General features: G+C 70.1%; 11 protein-coding genes. 6 read left to right on the top strand and 5 right to left on the bottom strand.

Going from position 1 to position 15,895, the window contains the following annotated elements:
• Positions 1-259 precede the first annotated feature (259 nt).
• The 3 genes from J2W78_RS08275 (at position 260) to J2W78_RS08285 (ending at position 5,738) form a co-directional block, all read left to right on the top strand.
• The gene (locus tag J2W78_RS08275; protein WP_253369631.1) at positions 260-1,633 is read left to right on the top strand and encodes a polyhydroxyalkanoate depolymerase; all 1,374 of its coding nucleotides are present in this window, start codon (positions 260-262) and stop codon (positions 1,631-1,633) included.
• A 182-nt stretch (positions 1,634-1,815) separates the two neighbouring features.
• Positions 1,816-4,788, top strand: coding sequence for an FAD-binding and (Fe-S)-binding domain-containing protein (locus tag J2W78_RS08280; RefSeq protein ID WP_253369633.1), 2,973 nt, complete (start codon positions 1,816-1,818; stop codon positions 4,786-4,788).
• A gap of 77 nt (positions 4,789-4,865) precedes the next feature.
• Positions 4,866-5,738 (top strand): SDR family oxidoreductase, encoded by an 873-nt coding sequence (locus tag J2W78_RS08285; RefSeq protein ID WP_253369634.1) that lies wholly within the window; start codon positions 4,866-4,868, stop codon positions 5,736-5,738.
• Positions 5,739-5,783: 45 nt separating this feature from the next.
• Here J2W78_RS08285 and J2W78_RS08290 read toward each other — a convergent pair whose 3' ends face one another.
• The gene (locus J2W78_RS08290; protein ID WP_253369636.1) at positions 5,784-6,299 is read right to left on the bottom strand and encodes a DUF2380 domain-containing protein; all 516 of its coding nucleotides are present in this window, start codon (positions 6,297-6,299) and stop codon (positions 5,784-5,786) included.
• A gap of 119 nt (positions 6,300-6,418) precedes the next feature.
• Between J2W78_RS08290 and J2W78_RS08295 the strand changes: the two genes are divergently transcribed.
• The gene (locus J2W78_RS08295; RefSeq protein WP_253369638.1) at positions 6,419-7,444 is read left to right on the top strand and encodes an AraC family transcriptional regulator; all 1,026 of its coding nucleotides are present in this window, start codon (positions 6,419-6,421) and stop codon (positions 7,442-7,444) included.
• 70 nt (positions 7,445-7,514) lie between these two features.
• On the opposite strand, the gene hyi is transcribed toward J2W78_RS08295, so the two are convergent.
• Together hyi and J2W78_RS08305 are read right to left on the bottom strand one after the other, a co-directional pair.
• Entirely contained in the window at positions 7,515-8,291 is a 777-nt protein-coding gene (hyi, locus tag J2W78_RS08300; protein ID WP_253369640.1) for a hydroxypyruvate isomerase, read from the bottom strand.
• A gap of 55 nt (positions 8,292-8,346) precedes the next feature.
• Complete coding sequence (locus J2W78_RS08305) at positions 8,347-9,138, bottom strand: GntR family transcriptional regulator (protein ID WP_253369642.1); 792 nt, start codon at positions 9,136-9,138, stop codon at positions 8,347-8,349.
• Between the two features lie 163 nt (positions 9,139-9,301).
• On the opposite strand from J2W78_RS08305, the gene J2W78_RS08310 reads away from it, so the two are divergent.
• Complete coding sequence (locus J2W78_RS08310) at positions 9,302-10,477, top strand: pyridoxal-phosphate-dependent aminotransferase family protein (protein WP_253369644.1); 1,176 nt, start codon at positions 9,302-9,304, stop codon at positions 10,475-10,477.
• Positions 10,478-10,566: 89 nt separating this feature from the next.
• The gene (locus J2W78_RS08315) at positions 10,567-11,868 is read left to right on the top strand and encodes an MFS transporter (RefSeq protein ID WP_253369646.1); all 1,302 of its coding nucleotides are present in this window, start codon (positions 10,567-10,569) and stop codon (positions 11,866-11,868) included.
• Between the two features lie 37 nt (positions 11,869-11,905).
• Here J2W78_RS08315 and J2W78_RS08320 read toward each other — a convergent pair whose 3' ends face one another.
• Entirely contained in the window at positions 11,906-12,295 is a 390-nt protein-coding gene (locus tag J2W78_RS08320) for a hypothetical protein (protein ID WP_253369648.1), read from the bottom strand.
• Between the two features lie 452 nt (positions 12,296-12,747).
• On the bottom strand, positions 12,748-15,450 hold the full coding sequence (locus tag J2W78_RS08325) for a DUF2339 domain-containing protein (protein ID WP_253369649.1): 2,703 nt from the start codon (positions 15,448-15,450) through the stop codon (positions 12,748-12,750).
• Between the last annotated feature and the right edge of the window lie 445 nt (positions 15,451-15,895).

Here is a 15,895-nt window from a genome sequence, read left to right on the forward strand (position 1 = left end):
TAGAGCGCGACTTATGATACGGTTTCCGCTTGATCCAAGCGGGGACCGGATCAGCAAGCCCGCGCGGCGACTGAGCGAAGCTCAAATCCGCCGTCCCGAAGGGATCAACCGGATTTGGCATGAGAGGGGTGAAACTGTCCTGATCCACAGCCCCACTTGAGCAAACGAAACTTTTTCTAGGGTTCGGGAGTTTCAGACCTCACGAACTCAAGAAAAGGACAGCTTGATTCAAGCGAGCTGCTCCCAGGGAAGCGCTCGCATGCTGTATCCTCTTTACGAGGCCGGCCATCTCATGCTCGCACCGATGCGCTTGGCGGTGGAAGCCACCAAGCTTGCCTGCGAGAACCCGTTCAATCCCTTCGCCTACGCCCCGCAGAGCCGGACCATGGCCGCGGGCTGCGAGATGTTCGAGCGTGTCACCCGCGTCTACGCCAAGCCGGCTTTCGGGCTCGGCGTGCCGGAACGCATCGTCTGGGAGCGCCCGTTCTGCCGCGTCGTCGCCTTTGGCGAGCCTTCCCCGGAGCTGGATGCTAAGCCGAAGCTGCTGATCGTCGCACCGATGTCGGGCCATTACGCCACGCTGCTGCGCGGCACGGTCGAGGCGTTCCTCCCCAGCCATCAGGTCTTCATCACCGATTGGTCCGACGCCCGTCAGGTGCCGGCCAGCGCCGGCCGGTTCGGCCTCGACGACTACATCGATACCTGTATCGCCCTGTTCGCGGCGCTCGGGCCGGATCTCCACGTCGCGGCCGTGTGCCAGCCCTCCGTGCCGGTGCTCGCTGCCATCGCCCGCATGGAGGCCGAGGATCACCCGCTCACGCCGCGCTCGGCCGTGCTGATGGGCGGGCCGGTCGATACCCGCCGCTCGCCGACCGCCGTCAACACCATGGCCGAGGAAAAGGGCTTCGCGTGGTTTGAGCGGCACTGCATCCACACGGTGCCGGGCGGATATCCGGGCGCGGGCCGCGCGGTCTATCCGGGCTTCCTGCAACTCGCCGGCTTCATGGGGATGAATCTCGAGCGCCACCGGGACGCCCACCACGCGATGTTCGACCATCTCGTGCGCGGCGACGGCGACTCGGCCGCCCGCCACCGCGCCTTCTACGACGAGTACCTCGCGGTCATGGACCTGACCGCCGAGTTCTACCTCGAGACGATCGAGCGGGTCTTCATCCGTCACGATCTGCCGCGCGGCACCCTGCGCCATCGCGGTGAGCCCGTCGATCTTAGCGCGATCCGCCGCTGCCACCTGATGGCCGTGGAGGGCGAGAAGGACGACATCACCGGACTCGGCCAGACGAAGGCCGCGCTCGACCTCGCGGTGAACCTGCCCGAGGCGGCCAAGACCTACCACATGCAGCCGGGCGCCGGGCATTACGGCATCTTCAACGGCTCGCGTTTCCGCCAGGACATCGTGCCGCTGGTGCGCGGCTTCATGGAGCGCAGCCTGCGGCCCGCCGCGCCGCGTCCGGCCCCGGTCGTGCCGGCACCGGAACCAAACCCGATCCTCCTGCGGCAGGCCCCCGTCATGCAGCCTCCGCACGCTGTACCCGCCTGCGCCATCGTGCTGCCCGAGCCCATGGTCGATCGGCAGGATCGACCGGACGCGATCCCGCAGCGGATCGCCCTGTAACCGGCGTTCCCAACCGTTCTCCAACACCCACCCGTCGAAGCGGCCGCCGATTCCCTCGGCGGCCGCTTCGACGTGGAAGGGACGCTGCGACCCTGCCGCGTTTGACCCGACCTCGCGCAAGAATTATGCATTCAAAAAGCCATGCGCTCGTACAGGGTGCGGCGCGGGGAGGGAGGTTCCACTTGGGCGCGAGCGCGAAACCGGCCGAGGCGGCGTCCGAGGCACCGGCCTCCAGCGCGCGTGCGAAGGCCCGCAACGCGGCCGGATTGCCGCGCAAGCTCGCGGAGGTGCTGCAGGGCGAGGCCCGCTTCGATGCCTTCACCCGCGGACGCTACGCGACCGACGCCTCGATCTACCAGATCATGCCGGCGGGCGTGGTCTTCCCCAAGAGTGCCGCGGACATCGCCGCGACACTGAAGGTAGCGGCCGACTACGACATCCCCGTGATCCTGCGCGGCGGCGGCACCTCGCAGAACGGCCAGCCGATCGGCTCCGGCCTCGTCGTCGATTGCTCGCGCCACTTCAACGGCGTGCTCGCCTACGACGCGGAAGGCGGCACGGTCACCGTCGAGCCCGGCCACGTGCTGGAACGCCTCAACGCCCGGCTGAAGGCGGATGGCTGGTTCTTCCCCGTCGAGCCCTCGACCGCGACCCGCTGCACCATCGGCGGCATGGCCGGCAACAATTCCTGCGGCGCCCGCTCGCTGCGCTACGGCAAGATGAGCGACAACGTGCTCGCCCTGGAGGCGTTGTTCCACGACGGCGCCGCCTTCGGCTTCGGGCTCACCGGCAACGCGGCGAGCGCCGTGACCGGCGGCGCGCGGGCGGAGGATCTGGCTCGACGCATGCTCGCTCTGGCGGACGCCCACCGCGACGAAATCGAGACGATGTACCCGAAGGTGCAGCGGCGGGTCGGGGGCTACAATCTCGATTCCCTGATCGAACCGCGCCCGAACCTCGCCCACCTCCTCGTCGGCTCGGAGGGGACGCTGGCCGCTACCACCGCGGTGACGCTCAAGCTCTCGCGCCTGCCGGCCCACCGGGCGATGGGCGTGTGCCACTTCCCCTCGTTCCGCGCCGCGATGGAGACGACGAAGGCGATCGTCGGCCTCGACCCTGTGGCGGTCGAACTCGTCGACAACAACGTGCTCGTGCTCGGCGCCGACATTCCGCTGTTCCGCACGACCCTGGCCGACATCACGAAGGGCGCCCCGAACTGCCTGCTGCTGACCGAGTTCGCGGGCGACGACCTCGCCATATTGAAGCACGACCTGAAGCGCCTCGACCAGTGCATGGCCGATCACGGCTTTCCCGACGCCGTGGTCGAGGTGGTGGAGCCGAACCGTCAGAAAGCGGTCTGGGAGGTGCGCGAGGCCTGCCTCAACATCATGATGTCGATGAAGGGGGACGCCAAGCCGGTATCCTTCATCGAGGATTGCGCCGTCCCCCTGGAGCATCTGGCCGACTACACCGACGCGGTCACCGAGGTGTTCTCGCGGCACGGCACCCGCGGCACGTGGTACGCGCACGCCTCCGTCGGCTGCCTGCATGTGCGCCCGATCCTCGACATGAAGCAGGGCGGCGATGTGCGGAAGATGCGCGCCATCGCCGAGGAGACGGCGGAGCTGGTGCGCCGCCACAAGGGCTCCTACTCAGGCGAGCACGGCGACGGCATCTCGCGCTCGGAATTCGTGGAGCCATTGTTCGGCGCAACGCTCACCCGCGCCTTCGAGACGGTGAAGGACGGCTTCGACCCCGACAACCGCCTGAACCCGAACAAGATCGTCCGCCCGCTCAAGATGGACGACCGCACCCTGATGCGGTTCGGCCCCGACTACGCCGTGAGCGCCCCGCACAAGACGGCGCTGGATTGGTCGGACTGGGGCGGGTTCGGCCCGGCGGTGGAGATGTGCAACAACAACGGCACCTGCCGGAAGCTCGCCGGCGGCGCGATGTGCCCCTCCTACCGCGCCACCCGCGATGAGCAGCATCTGACCCGCGGACGAGCCAACTCGTTGCGCCTCGCGATCTCGGGCCAGCTCGGGCCGGACGCGTTCCTGTCGCCTGAGATGAAGCGCACGATGGACCTGTGCGTGTCCTGCAAGGCTTGCCGCCGGGAATGCCCGACCGGCGTCGACATGGCCAAGATGAAGGTCGAGTTCCTCCACCACTACCATGCCCGGCACGGTCTGCCGCTGAAGGAGCGGCTGGTGGCCGAGATGCCGCGCTACGCGGGCGTCGCCGCGGCGCTGGCGCCGCTCCTGAACCTGCGCAACCGCTATCCGGCGCTCGCCCGGTTCGGTGAGGCCTGGGCCGGCTTTTCGGCCCGTCGCTCACTGCCGGAATGGCGCCGGCCCTGGCGCGAGACCGGCGAGGTTGCCCACCCGCAGGACGTGGCGGGCGACCACCGCGATCTCGTCCTGTTCGGCGACACCTTCAACCGCGCTTTTGAGCGCGAGAACCTGGAAGCGGCCGAGCGGGTGCTGCGGGCCGCCGGCTACCGCCTGCACCGCGTCGTCGCCCACGAGGGCCGCCGCCCGCTCTGCTGCGGCCGCACCTATCTCGCCTCCGGCCAGACCGACCGGGCGCGGGAGGAAGCCCGGCGCACCCTCGACACGCTCCTGCCCTTCGTGCGGGCCGGCGCCCGCGTGGTCGGCCTGGAGCCCTCCTGCCTCCTCACCTTCCGTGACGAGTTTCTGTCGTTGCTGCTGCGCGAGGAGGCGAGCGAACTCGCCGGCCAAGCCTTCCTGTTCGAGGAACTGCTCGCCGCCGATCTCGCGGCGGGCCGCATCAGCCTTCCGCTCGCCGATCAGGGCGGACGGGTCGCCCACCTGCACGGCCACTGCCACCAGAAGAGCTTCGGGGCGTTTGCGCCGGTGGAGGCGGTGCTGCGCGCGGTGCCGGGGCTTGATGTGCGCGTCATCGAGTCGAGCTGCTGCGGCATGGCCGGCTCCTTCGGCTACGGTAAGGACACCATCGACGTCTCCTTCGCCATGGCCGAGCTGTCGCTGTTCCCGGCGCTGCGGAAGGCGTCCGCCGCCGACATCGTGGTCGCCGACGGCACGAGTTGCCGCCACCAGATCCACGACGGCCTCGGCCGCGACGCGATCCACGTCGCCCGCGTGCTCGACGCAGCCCTCGTGCCGGCGGGCTGACCGCGGCTCAGGGTCGCCACTTCGGAACGGAGGCCCTCCCATCCGGTTGTCGCGGCAATCCCCGAACAGGAGCCGTGATGACCGATCCGCTGACGAAGTACCCGCGCCCGCCCTTCGAGACGCCGCCCCAGAGCTTTCCCGGCCAAACGGGTAAGATGGCGCCTGAGCCGGATCACGGTGAGGAGAGCTACAAGGGCTCCGGCCGGCTCACCGGCAAAGCGGCCCTGGTGACGGGCGGCGACAGCGGCATCGGCCGTGCGGTAGCGATCGCCTATGCCCGCGAGGGCGCGGACGTCGCGATCTCGTACCTGCCCGACGAGCAGAAGGACGCGGAGGCCGTCGGGGCCTGGATCGAGCGGGCGGGCCGGCGCGCCCTGCTGCTCCCCGGCGACATCAAGGACGCGGCCTATGCCCGCGAGATCGTCGACCGCACGGTCAGGGAATTCGGTCGGCTCGATATCCTGGTGAACAACGCCGCCTTCCAGCAGCCGAACCAGGGCGTCACCGACATCGACGACGCGATCTTCGAGAAGCACTTCCAGACCAACATCTTCGGCCCGTTCTACGCCACCAAGGCGGCACTCGCGCACCTGAAGCCCGGCGCGTCGGTGATCTTCACCTCCTCGGTCAATTCCAAGCACCCGGTGCCGACCCTGTTCGCCTACAGCGCCACCAAGGGCGCGCTCAGCAACATGGTGCTCGGCCTCGCGCAGCTGCTGGCCGAGAAGGGCATCCGCGTGAACGGCGTGCTGCCGGGCCCGATCTGGACCCCGTTCATCCCGGCCGGGATGAGCGAGGAGGCGGTGAAGACCTTCGGCAGCCAAGTGCCGTTCAACCGCCCCGGCCAGCCGGCGGAACTCGCCTCGGCCTACGTGATGCTGGCGGCCGAAGAGAGCAGCTACACTTCCGGCGCCCTCATTACCGTCGCGGGCGGCATGCCGATCTTCTGAACAACGCTCCGCCGCCTCGATCACGGGGCGGCGGACTTAAACCGGTCAGGGTCCGGCCTCCCGGATCTGACCGGCCAGAAACACGCCAGCGCGGCGCCACGCCTCGTCGGTATCGCCGCGGAAGTTGAGGTCGCGGGTCAGCAGAGCATGACCGGTGCGGGCATCGGCCACCCGTGCGAAGAGCTGCAGGATGAGCGTGCTGCTCTTGTGGACCACGCCGACGAAGACACGGCTCGCACCGGCCTCCCGCGCCGCCTTGAGGAGGCAGTCCGGCTGCTCGTCCGGACAGCGCCCGCGCAGCGTCTCCGCGGTGACGAGCAGGGTGCGATAGCCCCCGCCCGCGTCGAGATCCTCCGCGAGGCCCCGCGCCATCGCCGCAAGTCGTCGAGCGTGCTCAGGCCCTTGGTCGATCGGCTCGCCCGAGGTGTCGAGGAGCTTGAGCGGCAGGATCGCCAGTGTGGGCGGTCGCGGTTCGGCACGCGGAGCCGACAGCAACGCCGCGAGGATGAAACCGGCCGCAGCGAGGCGCCCCCCCGATCTGGTAGAACGCAGTCCGTTCATGCTCACCCCACCACGGCGACGCCGCACGCGGCGGCTCGGGCGGACGCTACGACGCTCGGCGCGTGGGCTCTTGCCATTCGATGCCACCCGGCCGAGCCTGCTCCTCGGGAGGAGGGCGCATGAACAGCCTCGGACTGACGCGGGCCTGCACGATGGGCCCGATCGTGACGGCGGTGGAGGCGAGGGGCGGCTCGGTTGCGCGGGTGTTCCGGAGGGCCGAGATGCCGTTTGCCGTGATGGATACGCCCGACCGTCTCATCCTGCTGCGCGACCAGTTTCGCCTCGTGGAAGAGGCGGTTCGCGAAAGCGGCGACCCCGCGCTGCCCGCGCGGCTCGCGACCGCCACCGGCATCGGCGGCCTCGGTGCCATCGGCCGGCATGTGCGGGCCTGCGCGACCCTCGGCGAGGCGCTGGCGCGGGTCGAGACGATCACACCGACACTCCTTCAGACCGCGACCTGGACCGGCCTGCGCCGGGAGGGCGAGGGCGCCGTCTACGGCTACGCCGTCACCGAGCGGATCGAAGCGGGGCGGCAGACCAACGAGATGCTGGCGCTCGGCTACCTGCTCGGCACCGTGCGCCACTTTCTCGGGCCGCGCTGGCGGCCGCAGCGGGCGGTGCTGACCGGCGCGGTCCTTCCCGATCGGGCCGAGATCGAGCGGGTCTTCGATTGCGACCTGGGCCTCGGCCCGCACGCGGGCCTGCACTTCGACGCCGCGCTTCTGGCGACGCCGAACCCGGCCCCCGGCCCGCTCCTCGAAGCGGCGCCCTCAGTGCCGCCCGGTGGGCTGACGGCCTGCGTTGCCGGTCTGATCGAACTTGCGCTCTTCGACGGCCGTCCCTCGATCGATGGGGTCGCCCGCCGGCTCGGCCTGTCGCGGCGCAGCCTGCAGCGCCAGCTGGAGGGGGAGGGCATGGGCTTCGCACCGATCCTCCAAGGCGTCCTACGGGCGCGGGCCGAGGCGCTGCTGGCGGAGGGCATGGCGCCCATCGGCCGGATCGCCCTCGATCTCGGCTACGCCGACGCGGCCCACTTCACCCGCGCCTTCCTCGGCTGGACCGGCGTGACCCCGAGCCTGTGGCGGCGCCTGCACCGCAAAAGTCCAGGTTTCGAAAGGACGAGTCCTTTCGCGGGTCCAGGGTAGAGCCCTGGAAGAATGCCGGGGCGCTGCCCCAACACCCCGCCAAAGGGATGATCCTTTTGGAATCCCGGGACTATCTGTAGGCCGACATCCAGCCGAGGCCCACCTCGGTGCGGGCCGCGGGGAGGTATTCGCAGCCGATGAGGCCAGCGTAGCCCGAGGCGTCGAGGGCCGCGAACGCAGCGGAAAAGTCGATGCGGCCGGTGCCGGGCTCGTGGCGGCCGGGGGCGTCGGCGATCTGCACGTGGGCGATGCGGGCGCGGTGCGTTGTGAGTTCCGTGGCCAGATCCTCGCCCATCATCGCCATGTGGTAGAGGTCTGCCTGGATGAAGAGATTTTCGGAGCCTAACTCCTCGATCACGCGAGCGGCGTCGGCAAGGCGGTTCAGGAAGAAGCCCGGCATGTCGCGGTCGTTGATCGGCTCGATCAACAGGCGGAGGCCCGCCCTGCCCAGCGCGTCGGCGGCGTAGGCGAGGTTTTCGGTCAGCGTCGCGAGAAGGCGCGTCCGGTCGGCGCCCGGCGGTGCGAGGCCGACGAGACAGTTGATCTGCCGGCATCCGAGCGCCCCGGCATAGTCGATCGCCCGCGCGACGCCCTCACGAAACTCAGGTCTCCGGTCGGGCAGGATGGCGATGCCGCGCTCGCCCGCCGCCCAATCGCCGGGCGGCAGGTTGTGCAGCACCAGCGGCAAGCCCGTCTCCGCGAGGCGGTGCGCCAGCGCGGCCTTCATCTCGGCATAGGGAAACTGCATCTCCACCGCTGCGAACCCGGCGGCGCGGGCCGCCGCGAACCGGTCGAGCAGCGGCATCTCGGTGAACAGCAGGCTCAGGTTGGCGGCAAAGCGAGGCATATCCGGGCCGTTCTGTCGCGCAAAATGCATTCAAAAATGATGGGTTTTGCCGACATCACTCGCTGTCGGCGGTCGCCGGCTCGCTGGCAGCAGGCTGCGAGGCCTCCCTGTCAGCGGCAGCCTTCCGTTTGTTGCGCAGGTGGCGGAACAGGATGTCGCTGAGCTCCGCCCCGGCCCGGCGGCGCAGGGCATCGAGGATTTCCTCGTGCTCGCGCATCGCCTCGCCCCAGCGGTCGCGGTTGGCGTCGAGATTGGCCGAGTAGCGCGCCCGCCGCAGACGTCCCGCGAAGCTGGCATAGGTGGCACTCAAGGGAGCGTTGTCGGCGGCCTGGACGATGCGGTCGTGGATCGCCTGATTGCAGGCGAAGTAGCCGTGCAGGTCGCGCCGCAGATAGTGGCCGTACATCTCGTGATGGAGCCGTTCGACCTCGGCATAGGCCTCGTCCGTCATGCGCTCGCAGGCAAGCCGCCCGGCCAGGGCCTCCAGCCCGCCCATCACGTCGAACAGCTCGACGATCTCCCCCTCGCCGATCCGGCGCACCCGCGCGCCGCGGTTCGGCAGCAGGTCGATCAGCCCCTCCGAGGCCAGCACCTTCAGCGCCTCGCGCAGGGGCGTGCGCGAGATGCCGAAGCGCTCGCACAGGAGCCGTTCGGGGACGCGGGCACCCGGCGCGAGATTGCCCTCGACGATGAACTCGCGCAGCCGCGCCAGCACCGCGTCGTGGAGGGAGTGAACGAGGTTTTCCCGAGGCGTCGCATGAACCTTGGCCTGGACCTTGGCCTGAAGTTCGGCGGGGAGGGGGACCGGGCCGTCCGCGCCCTCCGATTCGCGTTCGGCGCGTGTCATGGCGGAAGTCATGACCGATTGGTAGCAGCGGGCTCAACCGCCGTCGATGGGACGAATGTAGGCATGATACTTCTTGTCTCGGCTAAAAATGAATGCAAACTTGCAGGATGAAATGACCGGGCGCGACGTGAAACGCCCGGCGCCTGGCCGAACGGGAGGACCCATGACGCGCCGAACCGGACGACACTTCCTGCACATTCCGGGACCGAGCCCGGTGCCGGAGCGGGTGCTGCGCGCCATGGACCGGCAGGTGATCGACCATCGCGGGCCGGAATTCGGCGTGCTCGGCCGCGAGGTGCTGGAGGGGTGCCGCACGATCTTCCGCACGAAGGGGCCGGTGGTGATCTATCCGGGCTCCGGCACGGGAGCCTGGGAGGCGGCGATCGTCAACACGCTCTCGTCCGGCGACCGGGTGCTGATGTTCGAGACCGGGCACTTCGCCACCCTGTGGCGGCAGATGGCGGCGCGGTGGGGCATCGAGGTCGAGTTCGTGCCCGGCGATTGGCGCCACGGCGTCGATCCGGCCCAGGTCGAGGCGCGGCTCGCCGAGGATCGGGGCCATTCCTTCAAGGCGGTGATGGTGGTCCACAACGAGACCTCCACCGGCGTCACGAGCCGCATCCCCGCCATCCGCCGGGCGATCGATGCTGCCGGCCACCCGGCCCTGCTGCTGGTCGATACGATCTCTTCCCTCGGTTCGGTCGATGTCCGCCACGACGAGTGGGGCGTCGACGTCACCGTCAGCGGCTCGCAAAAAGGGCTGATGCTGCCGCCGGGCCTCGGCTTCACCGCGATCTCGGACAAGGCGCGGGCCGCCGGAAAGTCCAACAACCTCCCCCGCTCCTACTGGGATTGGGAGGAGATGCTGAAGCCCAACGCCAACGGCTACTTCCCCTACACGCCGGCCACCAACCTGCTCTACGGCCTGCGCGAGGCGGTCGCGATTCTGCTCGAAGAAGGGCTCGACAACGTCTTCGCCCGCCACCAGCGGCTCGCCGCCGCGACCCGCGCCGCGGTCGAGGCCTGGGGCCTCGAAGTGCTGTGCCGGAACCCGGACGAGCACTCGCCGGTGCTCACCGCGGTGATGATGCCGGACGGCCATAGCGCGGACGCCTTCCGCGCGCGGGTGCTCGAGAAATTCGACATGTCCCTCGGCGCCGGGCTGTCGAAGCTCGCCGACAGAATCTTCCGCATCGGCCATCTCGGCGAGACCAACGACCTGACTCTGATGGGCGCGCTGTCCGGCGTCGAGATGGGCTTGGCGGCCGCCGGCGTGCCGCACCGGCCGGGCGGCGTGCTCGCCGCCATGACGACCCTGCGCGCCGGCCTCGACGGCTGATCTTTCCCCGAACGCCCACGCCCCGGGCCGAGCCGCGCGTCAGATGCGGAGCCAGGGGTGATTGCTCATGAGAACCGGAGGAAGCCCCGATGATCACGATCCCACGCCGCGTGACGGCGCCGGGCATGGTGCTGTTCCTGCTCTGCCTGATGTACTTCATCACCTATGTCGATCGGGTCAACGTCGGCACCGCCGCCCCGGAGATCAAGCGCGAACTCGGCCTCAGCAACACCGAACTCGGCCTCATCTTCTCGGCCTTCGCCTACCCCTACGCGGTGTTCCAGATCATCGGCGGCGCCATGGCCGACAAGTGGGGTGCGCGGCGCACGCTGTTCATCTGCGGCCTGATCTGGGCGGCGGCGACGGTGGCAACCGGCTTCGTCGGCGGCGTGGTCTCGCTGTTCCTGGCCCGCTTCGCCCTCGGCTTCGGCGAGGGCGCCACCTTCCCCACCGCCACGCGGGCGATGCAGTCCTGGGTGGCCAAGGACCAGCGCGGCTTCGCGCAGGGCATCACCCACTCTTTCGCCCGCTTCGGCAACGCCATCACGCCGCCGATGGTGGTGCTGATGATGGCCTATGTCGGCTGGCGCGGCGCCTTCGTCGTACTCGGCATCGTCAGCTTCGCCTGGGTGCTGGTGTGGGTATTCTACTACCGGGACGACCCACGCGAGCATAAGGCCGTCACGAACGAGGATCTGGAGCGGCTGGCGATCCATGACCGAACGGCGAAGCCCGCCGCCAAACCGCCGGTGCCGTGGCGCCGGCTGATCCCGCGCATGGCACCCGTCACGCTGACCTATTTCTGCTACGGCTGGTCGCTGTGGCTCTACCTCAACTGGCTGCCCTCGTTCTTCAAGGACGGCTACGGCCTCGACATCAAGAATTCGGCCCTGTTCGCCTCGGGCGTGTTCTTTGCCGGCGTCGTCGGCGACACGCTCGGCGGCGTGATCTCCGACCGCATCCTGAAGAAGACCGGCGACCTGCAGAAGGCGCGCCGCAACGTGATCTGCTTCGGCATGCTGGGCGCCGCCGCCTGCCTCGCGGGCGTGTTCTTCACCAAGGAGTTGACCCTGGTGGCGCTGCTGCTCAGCGGCGGCTTCTTCTTCCTCGAACTGGTGATCGGGCCGATCTGGTCGGTGCCGATGGACATCGCGCCCCAATATGCCGGTACCGCGAGCGGGCTGATGAATTTCGGCTCGGCGTTTGCCGCGATCGTCTCGCCGCTCACCTTCGGCCTGATCGTGGATCTCACCGGCAACTGGATCCTGCCGTTTGCCGGGTCGGTCGGCCTGCTGCTTCTGGGCGCGGGCCTCGCCTTCACCATGCATCCCGAGCGCCCGTTCGAGGATGAACCGGCGCCCCTGACACCGCAGGTGGTGCCGGCGGAGTAGGACCGTCCCGTCGCCGCGCTCTCCCCGCGGCGACGGTTCAGGGCAGGGGGAAGCGGCGCTGGAGGTCAGCCAGCATCTCGACCGCCTCGTTCGAGATGCCCGCCTCCCGTACGGCCGTGAGGCTGCGGTCCTCGAGTCCCGGTGCGGTCGCCGGCTCGAACTGACGGCGATGGGCCTGATCGAGGATGTCGGCGATCCGGTCGCCGACCGCCAGGGCGATCGCGGTTGAATCCGGCCCCTCCGAGCGGTGGGCGTGCATGCGCTGGAGCGCGTCGGCGATCTGCCGCTCGAAGGCTTCGAACAGGGCCCCGGCCGCCTGTGGGCTCATCCGCATCAGGGCGCCCGCAGCGGCGCAGTACGTCTCCTTGAGCATGTACAGGGTCAGGCGGTCGATGGCCTGTTCGTCTTCGTCCCCCGGCTTCGCCATGCGCTCTGTGTCCCGTATCCTCGGTTCCGAACCCATGGCCCTGCCGCGACGAAGGGACAAGAGACCGGCCCCCCTTTAAAGGATCAGGCACGGGACCTGCCAAGCCCGAGACGGAGCGGAAAGCGAGCGCGGGGCCGTCGGCGTGCCGCGCCTCCGCCGTCGAACGGACGGATCGTCACCCGTGGGTTGGCCCGGCTCACCACGCTCAGCGCCGCGTTGGTGTCAGGGGGAGAGGGCGTTCGGCGGCATTGCATCACCGCTTCGTCGAACCGCGCTCGCGTCCGGCCTTCGAGCGGGACGGTGCAGGCGTCCCCGCCGTCCACTCGGGGACGGCGGGGGGTGTCGTTCGCACGACCGAGCCGATACGCAACGTGGCTCCCCAGTAGACTGACCGCGACCGGTTAGCCGACGGTCAATGCCGAAAACGGGCCGCGTGCCGGAACGGGACCGTCTCACGCATCCGGCGTGGCCGGCCGGGGAGCGGGCGCGAAGACGAGGCGCTGGTAGACGAGACCGATGCCGATCAGGCAGCCGCCGAGCCCGAGGAAGGACAGCGCCCGCAGCGGCCCCTCCAGGCCCGAGAGGTCGAACAGGAACACCTTGAGCGTCGCCAGCCCCACCAGCACGGCGGAGGCCAGCCGCGCGGTCGCCGACCCGCGCAGGATGCCGTAGCCGAGGGCGACGAGGCCCAGGCCGAGCCATACCGCCGAGTAGGCGTACCACTCCGCCTGCCCGGTCTCCCGGTCGAGCCCGAGCCGCTCGCCCTGGAAGCCGTGGCGTACGGCAAGGCACAGGGCGAGGAAGCTCAGGGCCAGCCCCAGGCCGCCGGCCATGCGCACGAACCAGACGGGCCGCACGTCTTGTCCCGCCTGCCGCGCCGCCCGCGCCAGGGCGAAGGCCGCCGCCGCCGGCAGGGCGTAGGCGAGCACGGCGTCGTTCAGGATGAGCCCGCCCGTGACTGGCTCGTCGGTGAGGAGCGGGTTGGCGGCGAGCCCGAGACCCAGCGCGCCCTGGAACAGGGCGAGGCAGGCGAAGGCGAGGCCGCCGAAGCGGATCACCGGCGAGGCCGAGGGACCGGAGAACCGCACCAGCACCAGGGAGAAGCCGAGGGCGGTCAGCGTCGTCAGACCCTGTTCCAGCACGCTCGTACCCGGATCGGCCAGGGTGCCGCCATGGAGCGTGTGACGGATCTCCAAGAAGACGAACAGGCCCGAGAGCAGAAGGCTCAAGGCCTGCGCTACCTGCTCCGGGATGTCCGCCGGGCGATCCGGTCGGCGGATCGCCCAGGCGGCAAGGCCGAAGCACAGGGCCGGCAGGCCGTAGGCGGTCACGAGCCCGTTGAGGATGAGCCGGTCCGACAGGCCGCCCTGGATCAGCGCCGGATCCCAGGCGAGCCGCGCGGCGACGATGACGGCCAGACCTGCCACGCACCAGCGCAGGGCCGGGATATCGAGGCGCCGGGCGATCAGGCCGGTGGCGAGCGCCGCCCCGGCGAGGGCCGGCGTCAGCGAGCCGCCCGCGAGGGCGAAGACGAGGCCGAGGCACAGGCTCGCCACCGCCGCCGCGGCGAAGGCGCCGAGCCCGAGGTCAAGGGCCGGGGAGGGGGTCGCGTCGCCCTGCCGTCGGCACAGGACGGCAAGACCGCAGAATCCGGCGGCCAGCCCCCCCGCGGCGGCGGCGAAGTCCGGCGCCACCGCGCCGCCCGTGATTCGCAGATAGGCCAGGGCGAGTGCCGCGAGGGGCGCCCCCGCCGCGCCCGCCGCGAAGGCCAGCGCAGTGACGTAGGGCAGGCGGCTGGCCCCCAGGAGCCGCAGCGCGCCGAGACCCGCGACCGCGAGCGATCCGGCCAAGGCCAGTGCCAGCAGCAGGCCGGGATGGTCCGTGCCGGACCAGAGGAAGAAGAAGGGGGCGTTCAAAGGCTCGGCCGCCTCCGGCCAGAGCACGAGGGCGCCGGCGAGCGTCAGGGCCGCGACGACGCCCCCTGCGGCGGCGGGCGCGGCGATGAAACCCGCAAGCGCGGGCAGCACGGTCGCCGCCAGGGCGGCGGCGGCCCAACCCAGGCCGCCGCCCGCATGCGCCGTCAGGCCGAGCACCGCCAGCGCCACGCCCCCCGTCACCGTGAGGGCGAGGGCGGCGAAGCGGTCGAGGCGCGCTTGCTCATCGGGCACGCCGCGCCCCGGCAGGACGGCGAAGACGAGGATCGCCAGCGCCTGCTGCAGCACGAGGTGAACCTGCACGGCGACACTCTCACCGGGCAGGACGGTGAGGAACAGGGCCCAGGCCGCCGCGCCGACGCCGCCCGCTACCGCGAGCGCACGCCAGCCCTTCAGCCAGGCGAAGGCGTAGGCGCTGCCTGCCACCACAGGCAGGTAGAGGGCGAGCGGCCAAAGGCTCGTCCCCCCGCCCCCGACGAGAAGCGGCGTGGCGAGCGCACCGACGAGGCCGATCCCGGCGAGCGCCGGCCCGTGCAGCAGGGCGGCGACCATGGCGGCGAGGCCCGTCGCCGCCAATCCCGCGAAGGCCAGGCCCGGCCCGATGAAGCCGTAGAGGGCGTGCGCGGCGTAGACCGCGCCGAACAGGCCGACCGTGCCGGCGGCGGTGACCATGGCCGGCACATCGGGCCAGATCGGAGGCACAGGCTCCGATCCGCGCAGGCGCCGTCTCAGGAACTCTCCGAGCCCGACGAGGCCGAAGGCGAGGGCAAGAGCGCCCGCGATACGCACGCCCGGCCCGAACAGGCCGCGCTCGGCCGAGTAGCGCACGAGCAGCACCGCGCCGAAGGCGAGGGCGAGGCCGCCGACCCACACGGTCCAGCGGGTGCCGAAGCGCTCCTCGATGGAGGGGGCGGGGGCCGAAATCGGCCGCTCCCGTGCCACGGCTGGAACGGCACTGCGCGGCGGTGCGGGCGGGGAGACGGGCGACGGAGCGGGTGGCACCGCTTCAGGCGCCGCTTCCGGACGAACCGGCTCCGGCGCAGGGATCGGAGCTGCGATGGGCTTGGCGCCGGCGATCGGACGCGCCTCCACCAGAGCGAGGCGCCGCTCGAGCACCCGGATATGGTGGCGCTGCCGCAATGCCAGCAGCAGGCCGGCCGGACCGGACAGCGCGAGCGCCAGCACGATCAGTGCCGCGCTCAGGAAAAAACTATCGTCCATAGGCCGACCGTCCGATACGGGAGCGGCGAAGCTAGAGCGCATTCCGACGACGTGAAAACCGGTTCGTCGAAAGAATGCGCGTCAAAACAAGGATCTAGAGACGCCGGCCTGATGCAATCAGGTTGGATACGGCTCTAGCCTCGTTTCCGGCCCTTACGGGTGCGGGGGCTCACACGCTCGTGAAATCGCGGTGTCACGATTCCTACGGATCGCGCGATCTTGCAAATGCTTGGCGGTTCAGGTGTTCGCAGCGGATGCCCGCGCGATGCCCCCTCAGCGGACGAAGGCGAGATGAAGACGGCAACCCTCGCGTTCGACGACGGCGCAACGACAATCGATTTTCAGGCAGTCGATGGATAAGCGCACAGAATCAGGAACGACGACACCTGGGCCAACCTCGACATCGACACCATCGGGTGTCTCATCCCAAATGAGACATCCGATA

The sequence above is a fragment of the Methylorubrum extorquens genome, from assembly GCF_024169925.1.
Lineage (GTDB): Bacteria > Pseudomonadota > Alphaproteobacteria > Rhizobiales > Beijerinckiaceae > Methylobacterium > Methylobacterium extorquens_A.